This is a genomic window from Paenarthrobacter sp. NPDC090520 (genome assembly GCF_044769205.1).
Lineage (GTDB): Bacteria > Actinomycetota > Actinomycetes > Actinomycetales > Micrococcaceae > Arthrobacter.
On sequence record NZ_JBIVXM010000015.1, the window covers coordinates 1 to 19,330 of the forward strand.

Here is a 19,330-nt window from a genome sequence, read left to right on the forward strand (position 1 = left end):
AGCACAGGCGCGGGTGGACTGCTCAGGCGTTGGCAAGGCTTGGGTGGTGCCTTTGGCTCCTGGCTGCACTCCCGGGCAATGGGGGAGCGGTTGAGGAGTAGTGGTGGCCGGTGGGTGTGGTGACTGTCAGTTGGTGTCTTTTGCCTGGTTCGGGCTTCGCGCTCCAGCCGGGGTTTTCTTTGGTGTGGTTGCAGTGTTCGCAGAGTCCGGCTGCGTTGGTGAGGGTGGTTTTGCCGCCTTGTGACCAGGGGATGATGTGGTCGTGGTGGCGGATGGGGGCGTCGCAGTAGGGGGTGCGGCAGAGGTTGTCGCGGGTTTGGATGAAGCGGCGCAGGCCTGCTGGGAAGAAGCGGGCTCGTGAGTCCATGGCGAGGAGTTCGCCGGTGGTTGGTGCGGTGTAGAGGCGGCGGAGCCAGATGTTGAGCTCGGCGTTGCTGTTGGGGTTGCTGGTGCTGGTGTCTTTGCTGGGGCTGTGGTCGGTGCCTGGTTGGTTTGGGGTGAGGAGGTTTCTGGCCCATTCGGCGGGGACGGTGCCGTAGCCGTCCAGGCGTGCTGGTTCGGAGTCGTTTTGGAGGAGGGTGCGGTCGGTGATGACCAGTTGCAGGTCGATGCCGGAGAATCCTTGGCGCCTGCCGGTGATGCATTCGGTGAGGGTGTCGGCCATGATTTGGCCGCGTGTGCGGGTGTCGCCGTCGGAGCGTGCGGTGCTGGCTGCGTTGGTGAGTGCTTTGTAGACGGCGACTCCTTGGGCTAGGGGCAGGAGTGCGGTGAGGTAGGTCATGGTGTCGGGGGCGGGGCGGAGGCTGACGTGCCGTTCGGTGGTGGCGTGGGCTGCGCGTTGGGTGATTGAGCGTGGGTCGCGGCGGTAGGCGGCGGCTTTGGCGGCGGCGATGATGGTTTTGTCCCCGGCGCCGTTGAAGGTGCCGGTGTCCGGGGCGAGTTCGTCGTCGACGGCGCAGCGGTCGTCGGCGGAGAGGCAGGCGGTTTCCTTCACGAGGAGGGTGGCGCGCCATTCGTTGAGTTGTCCTGTTTCGAGGGCTGTGAGGGTGTGGGGCATTTCGGTGACGAGTGCTTTGGCCATGCCCAGGAGGCGGGAGCCTTTGTTGGGTGATTCGCGGCGGGCCAGGGCCACTTGGGTGGCCACGCCGCGGCCCTGCTCGCTGGCGGGGACCCCGGCGTCGGCTTGTTCTTGCCGCTGGGCCAGGTCGAACGCCACGGCGATCTTGGCTTGCAAGGCTGAGATCGCCGACTTCATGTCCTCAAGAACCCGCAACTGATCGACCATGATTTTGCTGTCTGCGGCAATCTGCAGCATGCCAATATCGGTCAGGAGCTGCGCGGTGGTGGGGGCTGCTTCTGGGCCGTGAAGTGACTCAACCCCTGCTGTCAGGACGCGAGCGTACTCAGGGGCAGGCGACGACCGTTCTGTGTCTGTCGCCTGCAGCAGTTGAGCTCCGTCCATGCCTTAAGTCTTTCAGCCGGCTGAGGCCAGCAGCAGGCCGACTCTGGCCTATGTGGACAACCTTGGATCATAGCGCTCCCCAGCCATCAGCGCAGCGAACGCCATCTGCTCAAGGATTGGCCGGGCGGTCCTGGCTGCTATCTTCCGGCCGTGCTGGCGGACAGAGTGCGGGGTGGAGTTGATCAAGCCGAAGGCGGCGTGTGCACGGACGCGGAGGTCTGCGGTGTCTACGCCGGCATGGAGCTGCCCCAGGACTTTGACCCACATTTCCACATAGGAGCGCTGGAGGGACCTGACCTCCGCCTGGTCGGATTCGCCCAGGCTTCCGAAGTCCCGGTCCTGGACGCGGATCACCTCGGGATTCTTCAGCGCGAAGTCGACGTGGAACGCGATCAGCCCCCGCAATGCCGAGGAACGGTCATCGGCCTCCGCAATGACTTTCTGCCCACCGCTCACCAAGTTGCGGCTGACACTGAGCAACAATTCCGCCAGCACCGCCTGCTTGCCCGGAAAGTGCCGATACACCGCTGGGCCGCTGACCCCGGCGGCAGCCCCGAGGTCTTCGAGCGAGACCCTGCTGAATCCGTTCTCGGCGAAGAGGCTGGCCGCTGCTGAGAGCAACGCCAGGCGCCGTTCTTCCTTGGCCTGGCTTCGCTGCGTGGTGGCGGCACGGGTGCCGTCCACCTCGGCAGGGGGCATTCCAACCACGTTTTCCTCCTCGGCGCCGGCTGCCCCGGCGGGCTGTGCTGGACATCACAGTTAATACAGACTAACCTAAATTTCAGTTACGTGGCACTAACCGAAATGGTCCGCACCTCAGAAAGCGGGCCGGGAATGGATCAGTGGTCGATGCAGACAATTGCCAGCACGGCAGGTGCCCCAACAGGCTCCTTTGACGCCAACCAGGAAGCGCAAACGGCGCTCGTGAAGGACTTGAAGGAGCGGCTCGCCCGGACAGCCCTTGGCGGACCGGAAAAGTCGAGGGAACGGCACGTCGCCCGCGGCAAGCTCCTTCCGCGCGAGCGCATCGACTACCTGCTGGACGAGGGCAGCCCGTTCCTGGAAATCGCACCCCTGGCCGCGAATGGCATGTACGACGACGATTCCCCCGGCGCCGGAGTCATCGCCGGGATCGGGCTGGTCCACGGACGCCACGTCCTGGTGATTTCCAACGACGCCACGGTCAAAGGCGGCACCTACTATCCGATGACCGTCAAGAAGCACCTCAGGGCACAGGAAATCGCCCTGGAAAACAAGCTCCCGTGCATTTACCTCGTGGATTCCGGGGGAGCGTTCCTGCCGAAACAGGACGAGGTCTTCCCGGACAAGGAACACTTCGGGCGGATCTTCTACAACCAAGCCAGAATGTCCGCCGCCAAGATTCCGCAGATAGCCTCGGTGATGGGCTCGTGCACCGCAGGCGGAGCCTACGTGCCGGCGATGAGCGATGAGACGGTCATCGTGCGCAACCAAGGCACCATCTTCCTGGGTGGCCCGCCCTTGGTGAAGGCGGCCATCGGTGAAATCGTCACCGCAGAAGAACTCGGCGGCGGCGAGGTCCACGCCAGAATCTCCGGTGTGGCGGACCACCTGGCCGAGAACGACCAGCACGCACTGGAAATCGTCCGCGACATTGTGGCCACGTTGCCCAAGCCGGCCTCTCCGGTCTGGGACGTGCTCGACGTCGTCCTGCCGCCCGTCGTCGAACCGTCCGGGATCTACGGCGTGGTTCCCACAGACGTCAACGCCCAGTACGATGTCCGCGAGGTGATTGCCAGGCTCGTCGACGGTTCGGAATTCCACGAGTTCAAGAAGGACTACGGCACCACCCTGGTCACCGGCTTCGCCCATCTGCACGGTCATCCCGTGGGGATCGTGGCCAACAACGGGGTGCTGTTCAGCGAATCGTCCCTGAAAGGGGCCCACTTCATCGAGTTGTGCGACCAGCGCGGCATTCCCTTGATCTTCCTGCAGAACCTCTCCGGATTCATGGTGGGCAAGGACTACGAACAGGGCGGCATAGCCAAGAACGGAGCCAAGATGGTCACCGCGGTGGCCACCGCCCGGGTGCCCAAATTGACCGTGGTGATCGGCGGAAGCTTCGGGGCAGGAAACTATTCGATGTGCGGGCGCGCCTACTCCCCAAGGTTCCTGTGGATGTGGCCGGCCGCGCGGATTTCGGTGATGGGCGGCAACCAGGCTTCCAGCGTCCTTGCCACCGTTAAGCGCGAACAATACGAGGCCCGCGGCGAGGAATGGTCCGCCGAGGAGGAAGAGGCGTTCAAAGCGCCCATCAAACAGCAATACGAGGACCAAGGAAGTCCCTACTACTCCACGGCCCGGCTCTGGGATGACGGCATCATCGATCCCGCGGACACCCGCCGGGTCCTGGGCATGGCCTTGGACGTGGTGTCCCGCCAGCAATTGCCCGAGACCTCTTTCGGCCTCTTCAGGATGTGACCATGACACTGCCAGCACCCGCCGCAAAACCCCTGACCAGGGCCGGCACCGCACCCTTCACCACCGTCCTCGTCGCAAACCGCGGCGAGATCGCCTGCCGGGTAATCCGAACCCTGAAGGAGATGGGAATTCGTTCGGTGGCCGTGTACTCCGATGCGGACAGGCACGCCAAGCACGTTGCGCTCGCGGACACCGCCGTGGCCATCGGCGGCACGTCCCCGTCCGAGAGCTACCTGAAGATCGACGCCATCATCGACGCCTGCCGCCGGACCGGCGCGGAAGCCGTGCATCCCGGCTATGGCTTCCTGTCCGAGAACGTGGACTTCGCCAAGGCCCTGGGCGCCGCGGGCCTTACTTTCATTGGCCCCGGTGTCGAGGCGCTCGAGGTCATGGGGGACAAGATCCGGTCCAAGAACCACGTGATGGGCTTCGGTGTCCCGTGCACGCCGGGCATCGCGCGGCCGGGCCTCACAGACCAGGACCTCATCGACGCCGCTCCCGGCGTCGGCTTTCCCCTCCTGATCAAGCCCTCCGCGGGTGGCGGCGGCAAAGGCATGCATGTGGTTGAGCGGCCGGAGGACCTTCCCTCGGTCCTTGGAACGGCCCGCCGCGTGGCAGCCTCCGCCTTCGGGGACGACACGTTGTTCCTGGAACGCTTGGTCAGTGCACCCCGCCACATCGAAGTCCAGGTCCTGGCCGATAACCATGGCAACGTCATCCACCTCGGCGAGCGGGAATGCTCGCTCCAGCGCCGGCACCAGAAGGTGATCGAGGAAGCTCCCTCGGCACTGTTCGATTCGCTTCCGGACGGGGCAGCGCTGCGGGTCAAGATCGGGGAAGCAGCCTGCAATGCGGCCCGGTCGGTCAACTACAGCGGCGCCGGCACCGTGGAGTTCCTGGTCTCCGACGAGCACCCGGATGAGTTCTTCTTCATGGAGATGAACACGCGGCTCCAGGTGGAACACCCGGTCACGGAGATGGTGACGGGTATCGACCTCGTTGAATGGCAAGTGCGGATCGCCGCCGGCGAGCCCCTGACGGTGACGCAGCCCGACGTCGTGCTTGACGGCCACGCAGTGGAGGCGCGCGTCTACGCGGAGGTGCCCGAGCGGAACTTCATGCCCTCCATGGGGCGGGTGGAGTTGCTGGACGAGGGCGGCAAGGACCCGGCAGTCCGGATCGACTCGGCCATGCGGACCGGACTCGAGATCACCGGTGACTACGATCCCATGCTCGCCAAGGTGATCGCCTGGGGTCCGGACCGCGCGGAAGCCTTGGACGCGCTCGACGCCGCCCTGGCCGGATACACACTCCTAGGCGTTGACACCAATGTGGAATATCTGCGCTTGTTGATCAACGATCCGCAGGTCCGTGGAGGGCACCTGGACACGGGGCTGATCGAGCGCAAGCTGCCGGGCATGGTTTTTCGGCACGTTGGTGCCGACGAGCTGACGGCCGCCGGGGTGGCCCGGTGGCTGGAGCGGTCCGGTTCCTTGCAGACCGGACGCGCCTGGGCCAGCCCGGACTCGTGGCGCCTGGGTGCCCCCGCCGCATGGAGCGCCACGTTCGGCCTGCCAGGCGGGGCAACCGCCACCGCCTGGGTCACCGAGGAGCAGGGGCAGCTGAGTGTCAGGGTCGACGGCGGTGCTGGCGTCGGGCGCGCCGCCACACCGGTGACCGTGCGTGACCACGGTGCAGACCGGCTGGAGCTGGAGATCGACGGCGTCGAGGTTACCTTCGCCCTCGGCTCCGCGGATGGTGCCCTCTACCTCGGCAACGACGGCTGGTCCTGCCGCCTTGAGGTACTGGGACGGGCCGAGAGGCTGCGGCGGATGCTGGCCGGAATCCAGCGTGAAGAAGGCACCGCCGATCCGGAGGTGCGCTCGCCGATGCCCGGAACCGTGGTTTCCGTCTCCGTTGCAGACGGCGACCCGGTGCAGGAAGGACAAGTGCTGCTCGCCGTCGAAGCCATGAAGATGGAACACCAACTGGTGGCATCCGTGTCCGGAACGGTCCACCTGACCACCACAACCGGCGACCAGGTCAAAGCAGACCAGCTCCTCGCAACCATCCACAGTGCAGCACCCGCCGAAGATCCGGCGGCCGCCACAGACAAGGAAATCCAGCCATGAGCACTTTTGACCTCTCCGAGGAGTACCAGGACCTCAGCGATTCCGTCCGGGAGTTCGCCGACGAAGTGGTGGCCCCCGTCTCCGCCAAGCACGACGAAGAACACAGCTTCCCCTACGCGATCGTGAAGCAGATGGGGGAGATGGGCCTCTTTGGCCTGCCCTTCCCCGAGGAGTACGGCGGCATGGGCGGGGACTACTTCGCCCTGGCCCTGGCCCTGGAACAATTGGGCCGGGTGGACCAGTCCGTGGCCATCACCCTGGAAGCCGGCGTTTCGCTGGGTGCCATGCCGGTTCACCGCTTTGGGACCGAGGAGCAGAAGCGGGAATGGCTGCCCCAGCTTGCTTCCGGCAGCGCGCTCGCCGGCTTCGGGCTGACGGAGCGGGAAGCGGGTTCGGACGCCGGCGGCACAAAGACCCACGCCCACGTGGAGAACGGCGAGTGGGTCATCAACGGGAACAAGGAGTTCATCACCAACTCCGGGACTGACATCACCACGCTGGTCACCGTCACGGCTGTGACCGGCAAGGAAGAGCGTCCGGACGGCAGCGTCAAAAAGGAAATCTCCACCCTTCTCGTCCCCACCGAAACGCCCGGCTTCAAGGCGGAAAAGCCGTACAACAAGGTGGGCTGGAATGCTTCGGATACCCATCCGCTGACCCTGGACAATGTGCGCGTGCCCGAAGCCAATCTCCTGGGCCAGCGCGGCCGCGGCTACGCCAACTTCCTGTCCATCCTGGACGAGGGCCGCATCGCCATTGCCGCCCTGGGCACGGGCGCTGCCCAGGGATGCGTGGACCTTTCCGTCAAGTACGCCAAGGAACGCAGTGCTTTCGGGCAGAACATCGCCAAGTACCAGGCCATCCAGTTCAAGATCGCGCGCATGCAGGCCAGGGCCCACACGGCACGCCTGGCGTACTACGACGCAGCGGCCAGGATGCTGGCAGGCAAGCCGTTCAAGACGGAAGCGGCCATCGCTAAGATGGTCGCAGGCGAGGCAGCCATGGACAACGCGCGGGATGCCACCCAGGTATTCGGCGGCTATGGCTTCATCAACGAGTTCACCGTGGCACGTCATTACCGCGACTCAAAGATCCTTGAAGTCGGTGAGGGCACTACGGAAGTACAGTTGATGCTCATCGCCCGCGAGCTGGGTCTGTAACCGCAGGGGAAGGATCAACGATGATTGACAAGGTTGTTGCCAGCGCCGCGGAAGCGGTGAAGGACATCCCGGACGGTGCCTCGCTCGCCGTCGGTGGTTTCGGCTTGTGCGGGATTCCCGTCGCGCTGATAGACGCGCTCCACCAGCAAGGAACCACGGAACTGGAAACCGTGAGCAACAACTGCGGCGTGGACGATTGGGGCCTTGGCATCCTCCTCAAAGATGGCCGCATCCGCCGGACCATCAGCTCCTATGTGGGCGAGAACAAGGAATTCGCCCGCCAGTACCTCGCCGGTGAACTGGAAGTGGTGCTCACCCCACAGGGCACGCTCGCCGAGAAGCTTCGGGCCGGCGGCGCGGGCATCCCGGCGTTCTACACCAAGGCCGGTGTGGGAACCCAGGTTTCCGAGGGTGGCCTTCCGCAAAAGTACGACGCCGAGGGCAACGTCGCGGTGGCCTCGGCACCGAAGGAGGTGCGCGCCTTCAACGACGCCGACTACGTGCTGGAGGAATCGCTGACTCCCGATTTCGGGCTGGTCCACGCCTGGAAAGGAGACCGGCACGGAAACCTGGTGTTCCACGCGGCGGCCATGAACTTCAATCCGCTCTGTGCCATGGCCTCGCGGACCACCATCGCTGAGGTGGAAGAGCTCGTGGAACCGGGGGAACTGGACCCGGAGCACATCCACACCCCCGGTATCTTCGTCCAACGCGTGGTCCTCGCGCCGACGGCAGAGAAACGGATCGAGAAACGGACGGTGGCCCTGTCCGCCCCGGCCGACACCAACCAGGCGGGAGCGTAGCCGTGGAGATGAACAGCCTGCAGGATGTCCCGCCCCGTCCCGAAGCCGTGCGGCACGAATACCGGCGTGCCGACGTCGAGCACCACGAGGCAAAAGGGTGGACCCGGAACGAACTGGCCGCCCGCGTTGCCAAGGAACTGGAAAACGGCCAGTACGTGAACCTGGGGATCGGCATGCCAACCCTCATACCGAACTACATTCCGGACGGCGTGGAAGTCATCCTGCACTCGGAGAACGGGATCCTCGGCGTCGGTCCGTATCCTGCCGAGGACCGGGTTGACCCGGACCTGATCAATGCGGGCAAGGAAACCGTGACCACCAACGCCGGTGCCGCGTTCTTCGACTCGGCGTCCTCCTTCGGCATGATCCGGGGAGGCCACGTGGACGTGGCGGTCCTTGGGGCCATGGAGGTGGCGGCCAACGGCGACCTCGCCAACTGGATGATTCCGGGCAAGATGGTCAAGGGCATGGGCGGGGCCATGGACTTGGTGTTCGGTGCCAAAAAGGTCATCGTGATGATGGAACACGTGGACCGCAACGGCCGGCCGAAAATCGTGCAGGACTGTGCCCTGCCGTTGACCGGCAAGGGCTGCGTGGACCGCATCATCACGGACCTTGCGGTGATCGACGTCGTCAAGGACGAAGGCGAGCCGCGGCTGGTGCTCCGCGAACTGGCGCCGAATGTCACGCTCGACGACGTCCTGGCCGCCACAGGGGCTGAGCTGTTCGAAGAAGACCAGGAACTGACCGTATGACGGACACCACGCCACGGGTGGTCGAGCAGCGGGGGCTCTACTTTGACGAGTTGGAGGAGGGCGTCGTGTACGCCCACAAACCCGGCAGGACAGTGACGGAGGCGGACAACGTGCTGTTCACGACCCTCACCATGAATACCCAGGCCCTCCACCTGGATGCGGCATGGAGTTCAACGCAACCGTTCGGGCAGAGGCTCATGAACTCAATGTTCACGTTGTCCACCATGGTGGGTCAGTCCGTGGCGCAATTGACGCAAGGAACCATCGTTGCGCAGTTGGGCCTCACGGATGTCACGTTCCCACACCCGCTCTTCCACGGGGATACGCTGTACACGGAAACGGTGGTCAGCGGCAAACGGCTCTCCTCCTCACGGCCCGGACAAGGGCTGGTCACCATGCAACACACTGGCCGCAACCAGGACGGCGATGTGGTGGCCTTGGTAACCAGGACCTGCCTGATGTGGACCAAGGACGCTCACGCGGCCCAATCGTCCGTTTCCGAGCCGTAGAACGTCCGCCCAGCAGCAAGGAATCCTAATGCCCTCTTCCGTTGCCATTCCCTTCACCATGGGTCCGGCCCTATTGTTCTGCCCGGCCGATCGTCCGGAGCGGTTCGGCAAGGCAGCGGATCGCGCCGACGCCGTCATCCTGGACTGGGAAGACGCCGTGGCGCCCGCGGACAAGCAGCGTGCACGGGAAGCGGTTCTCGCGCAGCAGGGCGCCGGCGGCTTGGAGCCGTCCCGGACCATTGTCCGCGTGAATCCGGTGGGGTCGCCCGACTTTGAGCTCGACCTCGCGGCTTTGGAGAAGACGCCCTACCGGACCGTCATGCTCGCCAAGGCGGAGGACGCTTCCCAGGTGAAGGCGCTGGAGGGCTACCGCGTCATTGCCCTGTGTGAAACGGCCGCCGGTGTGGTCAACGCTGCATCCATCGCCGCGCAACCGAACGTGGTGGCGCTGATGTGGGGCGCCGAAGACCTGCTCGCGTCGCTGGGTGGCCTGTCCAGCAGGAACGACGACGGCGGGTACCGGGCGGTTGCGCTGCACTCCCGTTCCGCTGTGCTGCTAGCAGCGAAGGCCGCAGGCAAGGAAGCCATTGATGCCGTGTACGTGAACATCCCTGACCTGGACGGCCTCTCTGCCGAGGCGGAGGACGCCGTGGCCAGCGGCTTTGGAGCGAAGGCCTGCATTCACCCGAACCAGGTGGCGGTGGTGCGGGAGGCCTATGCCCCTGCCCCGGAAGCGGTCGCCCACGCTTCGGAGTTGCTTGAAGCCGCAACTGCTGCAGGCTCAGGAGTGTTCCAGTTCAAGGGAAAGATGATCGACGGACCCATCCTGAAGCACGCAGAGTCGGTGCTGCGCCGGGCGGGCCGCTGACCAGCGCGCGAGATGGCAGGCGTTGACAGTGTTTGACGGAAACACTGTCACCAACTGCCACCTCGGCGGGTGTTAGCGGAGTGCTAGGCCCGGACGGTCGTTGCGAGCTCCGTCAGGGGGACGCCGGCCGGGCGCTGCACCGTGCTGGTGATGGGCACTGCCACTCCTGACTTGGCGGATTCCAACACGGATTCCATGACCTCCAGCGCGTGGAACGCCAATTCGCCGCCCGCGCGGGGTTCGTGGCCGGACGGCGTTGCGGCGAGGTCGGCGATGCCGAAGCCCCTGCCCGAATCCACGTAGCCGGCCGAGACCGGCAGCGTCTCCCAATCCTCGGCGCCAAGGGCGAACAGTTGCACTTCGCCGTCGAAATGGTTGGGGTCCGGCACCACGAGCGAGCCTTTTTCGCCGTGGATTTCGATGTTGGGGCTCTTGGTCTTGACCGCGTCGAAGCTCATGAAGAGCGTGGACAGGGCACCGGAAGCGTGGACCAGGACTCCGGTCACATGCGAGTCGATGTCCACGGGAACCTGCTGGCCTTCGCGGGGACCGGAACCGATGGTCCGCTCGGTCCGCGTGTGGCTTGCCGCGCCCAGCACCGAGACCACAGGACCCAGCAGCGTCACGAGCGCCGAGACGTAGTAAGGGCCCATATCCAGGAGGGGTCCGCCGCCGGGCTGGTAGTAGAAGTCCGGGTTCGGGTGCCACCGCTCGTGGCCCGGTGTGGCCATGGTGGCGGTGGCCGAAACCGGGGCGCCGATCAGGCCGTCGTCGATCGCCTTGCGGGCCGTCTGGATGCCTGTACCCAGGACGGTGTCCGGCGCGCAGCCCACCACCACGCCCGCGGCGCGGGCGGCTTCGAGGACCTGGCGCGCCTCGGAGGTGGTGGCAGCCAAGGGCTTTTCGCCGTAGACGGATTTCCCGGCGGCGATGGCCTTCAGCGCGATCTCGGCGTGGGCTGCCGGGATGGTCAGGTTCAGGACCAGGTCGATGTCATCTGCTGCCAGGAGGTCTTCCACGGACACGGCCCGGACACCATCGTAGGAGTCGGCTACGGCCTGGGCGCGGGAGGAATCGAGGTCGGCTACGGCCACCAGGTTGATCGATTCGAGGCGGCGGAAGTTGGTGAGGTACTGCTCCACGATCTTGCCGCAGCCGATGATGCCGACGTTGAGGTCAGTACCGCTGTTCAACGGGTTGCCCACAGCATGCCCCTTTCAATGATGGTGCGGACGTTGGTGTCCTCAAGGACTTCGACGCGGTGCCCGGGGGTGCAGACAAAGATCTTGCCTTTGCCCCATTGGCGGGTCCAGATGGCGGGTGAGGTGACTTCGCGGTTCCACGGGTCCCATTCGCGGACCTTCTGCGTAGTGGTTGCCAGGACGTCGATGTAGTCGTCGGCGAGGACCCAATATTGCTCAGTGACCAGGTCAAAGTCGGACAGGCCGGCGGTGATGGGGTGTCCTGCGGCGGCCGGCAGCAGGTTCACGGTGTACGGGACGTAGTTGTCTGATTGTTCTCCGACACGTTCCTCCGGGTGTTTGCCGGGATGGCAAGCGAACTGGCCACCGATCAGGTGGAGGTAGTCAGAGTTGTTCCGGTAGGAATCGGCAATGCCACCGTGCCATCCGGCCAGTCCGGTGCCGTTCTCTACCGCTGTCCGCAAGCCTTCGAACTCGTCCTTCTCGATGGTGGACATGGTCATGCACTGCACGATCAGGTCCACTGAGGCCATGTATTCGGGGTCGGCATAGATCTTGGGCGACTCCTCGACGCGGACCTCGAATCCTTGGGCTTTGAGGTAGGGGATGAAGAGTTCGGTGGCCTCGACGGGCTGGTGTCCGTCCCAGCCGCCGCGGACCACCAGGGCGCTCTTGGTGTTGTTTGTCATGGTTTCCTTCGTTTCGGGGCGTATCCGTTGGTGTCTATCGCGTGGCGAAGGCGGCATCGAAAGCCGCGGCCGGAGGTTGGATCGTGGCGAGGTCACGGACCATGGCCAATGCCTGAGGGGCACCGACCAGTCGGTCCATTCCGGCGTCTTCCCATTCGATGCTGGTGGGTCCGTCGTAGCCGATCGCGTTGAGGGTCCGGAAGATGGGTTCCCAGGCCACATCGCCGTGGCCGGCAGTGACGAAGTCCCAGCCGCGTCGGGGGTCGGCCCACGGCAGGTGCGAGCCCAGGCGACCGTTCCGGCCATTGAGTTGGCGGACGGATTCCTTCACGTGGACGTGGAAGATCTTGTCCGCGAAGTCCTGGAGGAACATCACCGGGTCCAGGTCCTGCCAGATGAAATGGGAGGGATCAAAGTTCAGCCCAAAGTTCTCCCGGTGTCCGATCGCCTCCAACGTCCGCTTCGCAGTCCAGTAGTCGTAGGCGATCTCGGAGGGGTGGACTTCCAAGGCGAAGCGCACACCGACCTCGTCAAAGACGTCCAGGATGGGATTCCACCGGTCGGCGAAGTCCTGGTAGCCGCGCTCGATCATTGCCTCCGACGCCGGTGGGAACATCGCCACGCATTTCCAGATGGAGGAACCCGTGAAGCCGGTGACCGTCTTGACGCCCAGCTTGGCAGCCGCGCGGGCCGTGGTCTTCATGGCTTCCGCGGCGCGCTGCCGGACACCCTCAGGGTCGCCGTCACCCCAGACCGCGGGGGAGAGGATATCCCTGTGCCTTTCATCGATGGGATCGTCACACACTGCCTGTCCCGTGAGGTGGTTGGCGATCGCATGGACTGAGAGGTTGTGCTTGTCCAGGATGTCCAGCTTGCTTTGCAGGTAGGCATCGTCTTCCACGATCCGCTGCGGATCCAGGTGGTCTCCCCAGCAGGCGATCTCCAGGCCGTCGAAGCCCCATTCGCCGGCCAGGCGCGCGACTTCCTCGAACGGCAGGTCTGCCCATTGCCCGGTGAACAGCGTGACGGGCCGGTTCATGATGCCTCCTTGTGGACGTTTTCCCAGCGGCTGGCGTTGTTGGCGCTTTCCTCGACGGCGGCGAGCACCTTTTGGACCTGCAGCGCGTCAGCGAACGACGGCGAGGGCTGCTCTCCGGCGTGGATGGCATTCACGAGGTCCACCACCTGATGCGTGAATCCGTGCTCATAGCCGAGTCCATGGCCCGTGGGCCACCAGTTGGCCGTGTAGGGGTGCGTCGGCTCGGTGACCATGATCTTCCTGAAGCCTGCGTCCGGCTCCAGTGAGGCGTCGTAGAACTGGAGGGAGTTCATGTCCTCGAAGTCGAAGGCCAGGGATCCCTTGGTTCCGTTGAGTTCCAGGCGCATGGCGTTCTTGCGCCCCAGCGCAAACCGGGTGGCCTCGAAGATGCCGATGGGACCTTGGCGTGATCCGCCGTCGGTGCCTTGCGCGCCGGAGGGCCTGCCGCCGTCGTGCTTTGGCGCGAAACGGGCCGTGAACAGCGCCGCGTCATCCACCGTGACCGGACCCTTGGGCCCGTCCGGGCCGCCTTGTCCGCCGAGGCCTACCAAGTCGCCCGCGAGGGGGCGTTCCTTAACGAACGTTTCCAGGAGCGCGGAAACACCTGTGATGTCCATGCCGGTGATCCACTGGGCAGCATCGATGCTGTGCGCCCCGATGTCACCGAGGGAACCGGACCCGGACTTGGCTTTGTCCAGGCGCCACGTGAGCGGGGCGTTGGCGTCGGTCAACCAATCCTGCAGGTACTGGGCCCGGACATGGCGGATGTCACCCAGGCGTCCTTCCTCCACCATCCTTTTGGCCAACGCGAGGGCCGGCGTCCGGCGGTAACTGAAACCGCACATGGAGAGCACGCCGCGTTCAGCAGCGGCCTGGGCCACCACAGTCATCTTCTCCGCCTCAGCCACAGAATTGGCCAGCGGTTTTTCGCAGAGCACGTGCTTGCCGGCTTCAAGGGCAGCGATGGCGATCTCGGCGTGGGTATTGCCCGGCGTGCAGATATCGATCAGGTCGATGTCATCCCGGTCGATGAGCCGGCGCCAGTCCGTTTCCACCGAGTCCCATCCGTACTTGGTCGCCGCAGCCCGGACGCCGTCCTCATTGCGGCCGGCGACGGCCGTCAGCTGTGGAGCGAGCGGAAGGTCGAAGAAGCGGGGCGCGGTCCGCCAGGCGTGGGAGTGCGCGGCCCCCATGAAGGCGTAGCCCACCATGCCTACCCGCAAGGGTTTGCTGTCTGCCATGGGAATTCCTTTCTATTTGCTGAATCCGGCGGTCAAGCCACTGAGCAGCTGGCGGCGCCCTACGACGTAGAGCACCAGGATGGGGAGGGTGCTCAGCACCACCGAAGCCAGGACGGCCGGAATGTTGACGCTGTATTCGCCCTGGAACGTCCACAAGGCCAAGGGGAGGACACGCAGGTTGGGGCTCTGGGTGAGCACCAAGGGCAGCAGGAAGCCGTTCCACACATGGAGCCCGTTGTAGATGGACACGGTGACGATTGCGGGCCGGGTGAGAGGCAGCGCCAGTCGCCACATCGTTTGCCATTCGCTGCAGCCATCAAGCCGCATTGATTCGAAGAGCTCGTTGGGAACGTCCCTGATGAAGTTGGACAGAATAAGGACCGTCAGGGGGATGGCAAAGGCGATCGAGGGCAGCATGATGGCCAGGAGGCTGTCATAGAGGTTCAAGCGGATGATCATCAGGTAGATCGGGATAATCGTCGCCTGCAGCGGGATGGCCAGCCCCATGAGGAACATGCCATTCACCAGTTTGAGGAACCGGCCGCGGCCACGAACGATCGCAAAGGCAGCCATGAAGGAGATCAGGACTGTCGGGACCACTGCGCCTAAGGTGACCATCACGCTGTTCATGAAGTATCTGGCGAAATCGGATTCGAGGACCAGCTGGTAGTTCTCGAACGTGGGCGAGGCAGGTGGCGCCAAGGGGTTCTGGCCGAAGTAGCCCTCTGACGTCTTCAGGCTGGTAATGACGATGTAGTACACCGGAATGATGATGACGGCGAGCCAGAGCCAGCCGCCAAGGCCGCCCGGAAGGTTGAGCCGCCGGATACGGGTCAGCAGGCCTTGCCGGTTGGCTGGGGGTTTCGCGGGCGAGCCTGCAACCGGCGTTTGTTGTTGGGGTGTCAGAACTGTGCTCACGCTACATACCTTCCAATTGGCTGCCTTGCTTGTCCTTGCCTCCGAGCCGCTGGAGAAAGAGCGCCAGTACCAGGCCGATGACAACGAGAATGACGGCGATGACGCTGGCCGGACCCATGAGGTTGGCCCGGAAGCCGCGCAGGTACATGTCCAGGGCCAGGATCCGCGTGGAGTTGCCTGGGCCGCCGCCCGTCAGGACGAAGATCAGGTCGAAGTACGTCAGGGATCCCACCACCATCAAGGTTGAGGACGTGATGATGGTGTATTTCAGCTGCGGGAGCGTGATGTGGAAGAACTGCTTGATGGTCCCCGCGCCATCGATCTGGGCGGCTTCGTACAAGGACTTGGGAATCTGCCGCACGCCGCCTTGGTAGATCAAGGTGTGGAAGGGGACGAACTGCCAGGCGATGACGAAGATGACCAGGCCCAGGGCAAGGTGCGGCACACCGAGCCAGTCCTGCGCAAGGAAGGGCAGGCCCAGGCCCATGGCCAGGCCAAAGTTCGGGTCGAGGAGGGCCTTGAAGGCAATGGCAACGGCTGCTGAGGACAACAGGAGCGGCAGGAAGTAGAGGACCGCCAGGGCGGCCCGGTACTTCTGGCTCCCGGCGGTGAAGACGCCCAGCAGGAGACTGATGGGGGTTTGGACGAGCCATGAAACGATCATGATCAGGAAGGTGAGACCGAGCGCGTTGTACAAGCCGGGATCGACAAGGACGCTGAACCAATTGTCCAGCCCGGCGGCACCGATCGCCCCGATGCCGTCCCAGTTGGCGAAGCTCAGGAAGAAGACACCCACCAGGGGGACCAGAGCGAAGATGACAAAGAAGAGCAGCGCAGGCACGGTAAGCCATGCAAGTGCGGAGTTCTTCCGGCCCTCAGATGCGTCCACAGTCCGGCGGGCCGCCGTCCTGGCTGCAGTGGAGGTGCTCATTTGCCCAGGGTTGCGTTCATGTTCTCGGCGAACTGCTGCGGGGTGATCGACTTCAGGAAGAGTTGGTCGATGTTGTTAAGGAGGGCCTCGGCCGCGGTGGGGCTTAGTGCCTGGTCCCAGGACTGTTGGAACGTGGGCGCATTCTTGGCCAGGTCGTAGACGAAGTTGAGGAAGTCCTTGTCCGGAGAGGACGAAAGCTTGCCTTCAATACCGTTCACGATCGGTACGGAACCCGAGTTGATGTAGGCGTCAATGACCGTGTCAGTCATGATGCCGTCCTTGAAGAACTTCTTGGCTGTCTCTTTTTCCTTGTCGGAGGCCTTCGACGAAATGGACATGTACTGCGCCGGGTTGCCTACGCCGCTCTTGGGATCGCCCTTGCCGCCAGCCACCGTGGGGAACTGAACGAAGCCGAGCTTGCCGTCCTGGACAAAGTTTTGTCCGTCCTTCTTCATGGATCCGTAGGTCCAGGAACCATGGAGCATCATGGCGGCCTTGCCGGTGAAGAGGAGGGCTTGGTCGGCCTTGGAATCCGCGGTTATGGAAGAGAAGCCCTTGATGAAGCCATCGGCCGAGACGAGTTCCTGGATCTTGGTACCCGTTTCGATGACGGCCGGGTGCTTCCAGGCATCAGCCTTGCCTTCGAAGATCGCATTGAAGACCTCTGCACCTCCGATGCGGTCCAACAGGTACTCCAGCCACATCATCGACGTCCAGCGGGACTGGCCGCCCAGGGAGAAGGGCGCCACACCCATGTCATTGAACGTCTTCACCAAGGACATGATGTCGTCCCAGGTCTTGGGCGGCTGGACTCCGGCCTTCGCGAACAGGTCCTTGTTGTAGTAGAGCACGATCGGTGCGACGGCCTGGTTGGGCAGGGCGTAGATCTTGCCGTTGACGGTGGCCGCTCCGAAGGACGAGGGAAAGAACTTCTTCTTCAGGTCGGGGTTGGCCTCGAACCATGCAGTCAGGTCTTCCACTTGGTTGGCCTCGGCGTAGGTCTTGAGGCCGCCTCCGCCCCAGCCGTAAACGATGGTCGGTGCTTGGCCGGCGCCGATGGCGGTCTTGATTTTTGTCTTGTACGCATCGTTTTGGAAGTACGTGACGCTGATCTTGTTGTCGGCATTGGCTGCGCCGAAGGCATCCGCCGCCTTCTGCATGATGGTCTGGTTCGGCTCTCCCGTCAGGAACCACATGCTGGCGCCGCCACCTGCGCCCGTTCCGCCGGGACCTGAGGTTCCACAGGCGGTGGTTGCCATGGCCGCGAAGGGCGTGAGGGCAGCGAGGGCCAGGAAGGAACGGCGGGAGGACTGGAATTGCTTCATTGCTTCTCCATGTGTTTTCGCATGATTGAACAAGGGAGTATTCGAAATGATTCGAAAAGTTTCGCTCACCTGATTTAGGTTGCGGTCTAAACTAAAGCGCAAACGTGTGCTCGTCAAGAGCTCCTCTTCTCATTTTCTGGAGGATGTTGCTTCACTGGCGTTGGTGCACGATGATCGAAGCACATCGAAATTTTTTCGAAAGCAGGATTCATGGGAAACAGCAGGGAGTCGGCCAAGTTGACGCTGGCCGCCGTTGCCAAGGAAGCCGGAGTTTCTACTCCAACGGTCTCCAAAGTGGTCAACGGCCGCGAAGACGTGGCCGAAGGGACCAGGGCGAGGGTCCTCGCAGCCCTGCAACGCACAGGCTACAAATCGCCGCTGCAGCGCCGGGCAGTTTGGGAACGCCGGGCCGTGGAGGTGGTCTTCGATTCACTGAATTCGGCCTACTCCGTGGAAGTACTCAACGGGATCATGGAACACGCCGCGGCATCGGACATGGAGGTGATCCTCTCGGTCACCAGCCGGGAAGGTTCCTCACCGCTGGGTCCGGAAGAGCGTGCCCAGCGGATGATCGACGAGGGCCGCAGCGGAATGATTGTGGTGACCTCGGCCTACAACTCCGCACAGTTGGAGGCCTTCCAACGGCGGCAGATTCCCATCGCCGTCGTCGATCCCCTCAATCCGCCACCGGCGGATGTCTGCAGTGTGGGTGCCAGCAACTGGGCCGGCGGAAAGGCCGCCACCACGCACCTGCTGGAGTTGGGACATCGGCACATCGCCTTCATCGGTGGTCCCAGTGAGGCCGAGTGCAGCCAGGCCCGCCTGCACGGCTACATGGCCGCGCTGATGGCTGAAGGCATCTCCGTGGACCACGAGTACGTCTCTGCCGGTGCGTTCCGGCCGTCCAACGGCGTCCGCGCCATGAAAACCTTGCTTGCCCTCGACAACCCACCCACGGCCATCTTTGCCGGGAGCGACAGCATTGCCCTGGGCGTCCTGGCGGAGGCGCGGAGGCAGCACGTCAGGATTCCGGACGACATGAGCCTGGTGGGATTCGACGGGACGCACCAGGCTGAACAGTCCGTACCGCCGTTGACCTCCGTCTCCCAACCACTGCAGGAAATGGGGCGCTCGGCCCTGCGGTTCATCCTCCGTCAAATGCATGGCGAGGACATCGACTCCCGCCGGGTGGAACTCGCCACCCACTTGGTGGTCCGCGAGTCCACGGCCCCGCCGCGTACGTCTCAGGTGGGCTCGGCCGTCCGCTGACCTCAACCTCCGGTGATCCTTCAGGCTCAGTTGCGATCCTTCGCCGCGTGTTGCGTCACGATCGGGTCATCGCGGCCACTTCTGGGTTGTGACCGGTGCGATCTTGGCCAGTCCTGACCACAGGCAGGTCAATCCCGGGACGGGTTTGATCGCACAGGTGAAAGCCAGCGAAGGAGAACCACGTGACCGATCTTCGAACCCCGGGGGCCGCGAAGCAGCCGCCGCACCGTTACCGTTTGACGGTGCCCCACGCGGATGAAGCCGTCATCGCGTGGCTGGAACTGCAGGACAACCAGTCGCTGTCCATCCGCATGCTGATCCGGGAGGGCATTGCCCGTCAAGGCTATGTGGACATCGTCAACAGGCCCGTCGTGCAACTCCCCGCCGGCAGAGACCGTCCCGTCGACAGCATCTCCAGTGAAGCTTCCGACGCCGCGCCGGGGGAGCCCACGCCAACCCCCGCCGATCCCGGAGCCGCACCGGACAATCCGCCTGCGGCGGCGCCAGTTGACGTCAACCACCTCTTCGCCCAACTGCGGCGATAATGGCGCCCCGCCGCAACCCGAA

The 19,330-nt window shown here is 64.1% G+C and carries 18 protein-coding genes; 9 read left to right on the forward strand and 9 right to left on the reverse strand.

Annotated features, from left to right (window positions below; translation table 11 throughout):
* Positions 1-22: 22 nt before the first annotated feature.
* Both ACIQTZ_RS16910 and ACIQTZ_RS16915 read right to left on the reverse strand, forming a co-directional pair.
* Positions 23-1,315, reverse strand: a complete 1,293-nt coding sequence (locus ACIQTZ_RS16910; RefSeq protein ID WP_402982546.1) for an HNH endonuclease — start codon at positions 1,313-1,315, stop codon at positions 23-25.
* 195 nt (positions 1,316-1,510) lie between these two features.
* On the reverse strand, positions 1,511-2,161 hold the full coding sequence (locus ACIQTZ_RS16915) for a TetR/AcrR family transcriptional regulator (RefSeq protein ID WP_400331650.1): 651 nt from the start codon (positions 2,159-2,161) through the stop codon (positions 1,511-1,513).
* Positions 2,162-2,311: 150 nt separating this feature from the next.
* Between ACIQTZ_RS16915 and ACIQTZ_RS16920 the strand changes: the two genes are divergently transcribed.
* Genes ACIQTZ_RS16920 through ACIQTZ_RS16950 form a run of 7 tightly spaced genes read left to right on the forward strand, consistent with a single transcriptional unit; the run spans position 2,312 to position 10,149 of the window.
* Positions 2,312-3,922 (forward strand): carboxyl transferase domain-containing protein, encoded by a 1,611-nt coding sequence (locus ACIQTZ_RS16920; RefSeq protein ID WP_402982403.1) that lies wholly within the window; start codon positions 2,312-2,314, stop codon positions 3,920-3,922.
* 2 nt (positions 3,923-3,924) lie between these two features.
* A complete protein-coding gene (locus tag ACIQTZ_RS16925; protein ID WP_402982405.1) occupies positions 3,925-6,054 on the forward strand; it encodes an acetyl/propionyl/methylcrotonyl-CoA carboxylase subunit alpha in 2,130 nt (709 codons plus the stop codon).
* Complete coding sequence (locus tag ACIQTZ_RS16930) at positions 6,051-7,214, forward strand: acyl-CoA dehydrogenase family protein (protein WP_402982406.1); 1,164 nt, start codon at positions 6,051-6,053, stop codon at positions 7,212-7,214. The genes ACIQTZ_RS16925 and ACIQTZ_RS16930 overlap by 4 nt, the downstream gene beginning before the upstream one ends.
* A gap of 20 nt (positions 7,215-7,234) precedes the next feature.
* Complete coding sequence (locus tag ACIQTZ_RS16935; protein WP_402982408.1) at positions 7,235-8,017, forward strand: CoA transferase subunit A; 783 nt, start codon at positions 7,235-7,237, stop codon at positions 8,015-8,017.
* 8 nt (positions 8,018-8,025) lie between these two features.
* Positions 8,026-8,772 carry a CoA transferase subunit B gene (locus tag ACIQTZ_RS16940; RefSeq protein WP_400331653.1) on the forward strand — a complete coding sequence of 249 codons (747 nt, stop codon included), beginning with the start codon at positions 8,026-8,028 and terminating at the stop codon, positions 8,770-8,772.
* Positions 8,769-9,281, forward strand: a complete 513-nt coding sequence (locus ACIQTZ_RS16945) for a MaoC family dehydratase (RefSeq protein WP_402982410.1) — start codon at positions 8,769-8,771, stop codon at positions 9,279-9,281. The genes ACIQTZ_RS16940 and ACIQTZ_RS16945 overlap by 4 nt, the downstream gene beginning before the upstream one ends.
* Positions 9,282-9,309: 28 nt before the next feature.
* Entirely contained in the window at positions 9,310-10,149 is an 840-nt protein-coding gene (locus ACIQTZ_RS16950) for an HpcH/HpaI aldolase/citrate lyase family protein (RefSeq protein ID WP_402982412.1), read from the forward strand.
* A gap of 83 nt (positions 10,150-10,232) precedes the next feature.
* On the opposite strand, the gene ACIQTZ_RS16955 is transcribed toward ACIQTZ_RS16950, so the two are convergent.
* The 7 genes from ACIQTZ_RS16955 to ACIQTZ_RS16985 are packed head-to-tail and all read right to left on the reverse strand — an operon-like array spanning position 10,233 to position 17,494.
* Complete coding sequence (locus ACIQTZ_RS16955; RefSeq protein WP_402982414.1) at positions 10,233-11,354, reverse strand: Gfo/Idh/MocA family protein; 1,122 nt, start codon at positions 11,352-11,354, stop codon at positions 10,233-10,235.
* Positions 11,339-12,040, reverse strand: coding sequence for a ThuA domain-containing protein (locus tag ACIQTZ_RS16960; RefSeq protein WP_400331373.1), 702 nt, complete (start codon positions 12,038-12,040; stop codon positions 11,339-11,341). Before ACIQTZ_RS16960 ends, ACIQTZ_RS16955 begins: the two co-directional genes overlap by 16 nt.
* Before the next feature lie 34 nt (positions 12,041-12,074).
* Positions 12,075-13,079: a sugar phosphate isomerase/epimerase family protein gene (locus tag ACIQTZ_RS16965; protein WP_402982416.1), complete on the reverse strand. Its 1,005-nt coding sequence runs from the start codon at positions 13,077-13,079 to the stop codon at positions 12,075-12,077.
* Positions 13,076-14,320 (reverse strand): Gfo/Idh/MocA family protein, encoded by a 1,245-nt coding sequence (locus tag ACIQTZ_RS16970; RefSeq protein ID WP_402982418.1) that lies wholly within the window; start codon positions 14,318-14,320, stop codon positions 13,076-13,078. The genes ACIQTZ_RS16965 and ACIQTZ_RS16970 overlap by 4 nt, the downstream gene beginning before the upstream one ends.
* 12 nt (positions 14,321-14,332) lie before the next feature.
* Positions 14,333-15,238, reverse strand: coding sequence for a carbohydrate ABC transporter permease (locus tag ACIQTZ_RS16975; RefSeq protein WP_402982420.1), 906 nt, complete (start codon positions 15,236-15,238; stop codon positions 14,333-14,335).
* Between the two features lies 1 nt (position 15,239).
* Positions 15,240-16,169, reverse strand: coding sequence for a carbohydrate ABC transporter permease (locus ACIQTZ_RS16980; protein ID WP_402982422.1), 930 nt, complete (start codon positions 16,167-16,169; stop codon positions 15,240-15,242).
* Entirely contained in the window at positions 16,166-17,494 is a 1,329-nt protein-coding gene (locus ACIQTZ_RS16985; protein WP_402982424.1) for an extracellular solute-binding protein, read from the reverse strand. Before ACIQTZ_RS16985 ends, ACIQTZ_RS16980 begins: the two co-directional genes overlap by 4 nt.
* 210 nt (positions 17,495-17,704) lie before the next feature.
* Between ACIQTZ_RS16985 and ACIQTZ_RS16990 the strand changes: the two genes are divergently transcribed.
* On the forward strand, positions 17,705-18,763 hold the full coding sequence (locus tag ACIQTZ_RS16990; protein ID WP_402982426.1) for a LacI family DNA-binding transcriptional regulator: 1,059 nt from the start codon (positions 17,705-17,707) through the stop codon (positions 18,761-18,763).
* 182 nt (positions 18,764-18,945) lie between these two features.
* A complete protein-coding gene (locus ACIQTZ_RS16995) occupies positions 18,946-19,308 on the forward strand; it encodes a hypothetical protein (protein ID WP_402982428.1) in 363 nt (120 codons plus the stop codon).
* Positions 19,309-19,330: the final 22 nt, after the last annotated feature.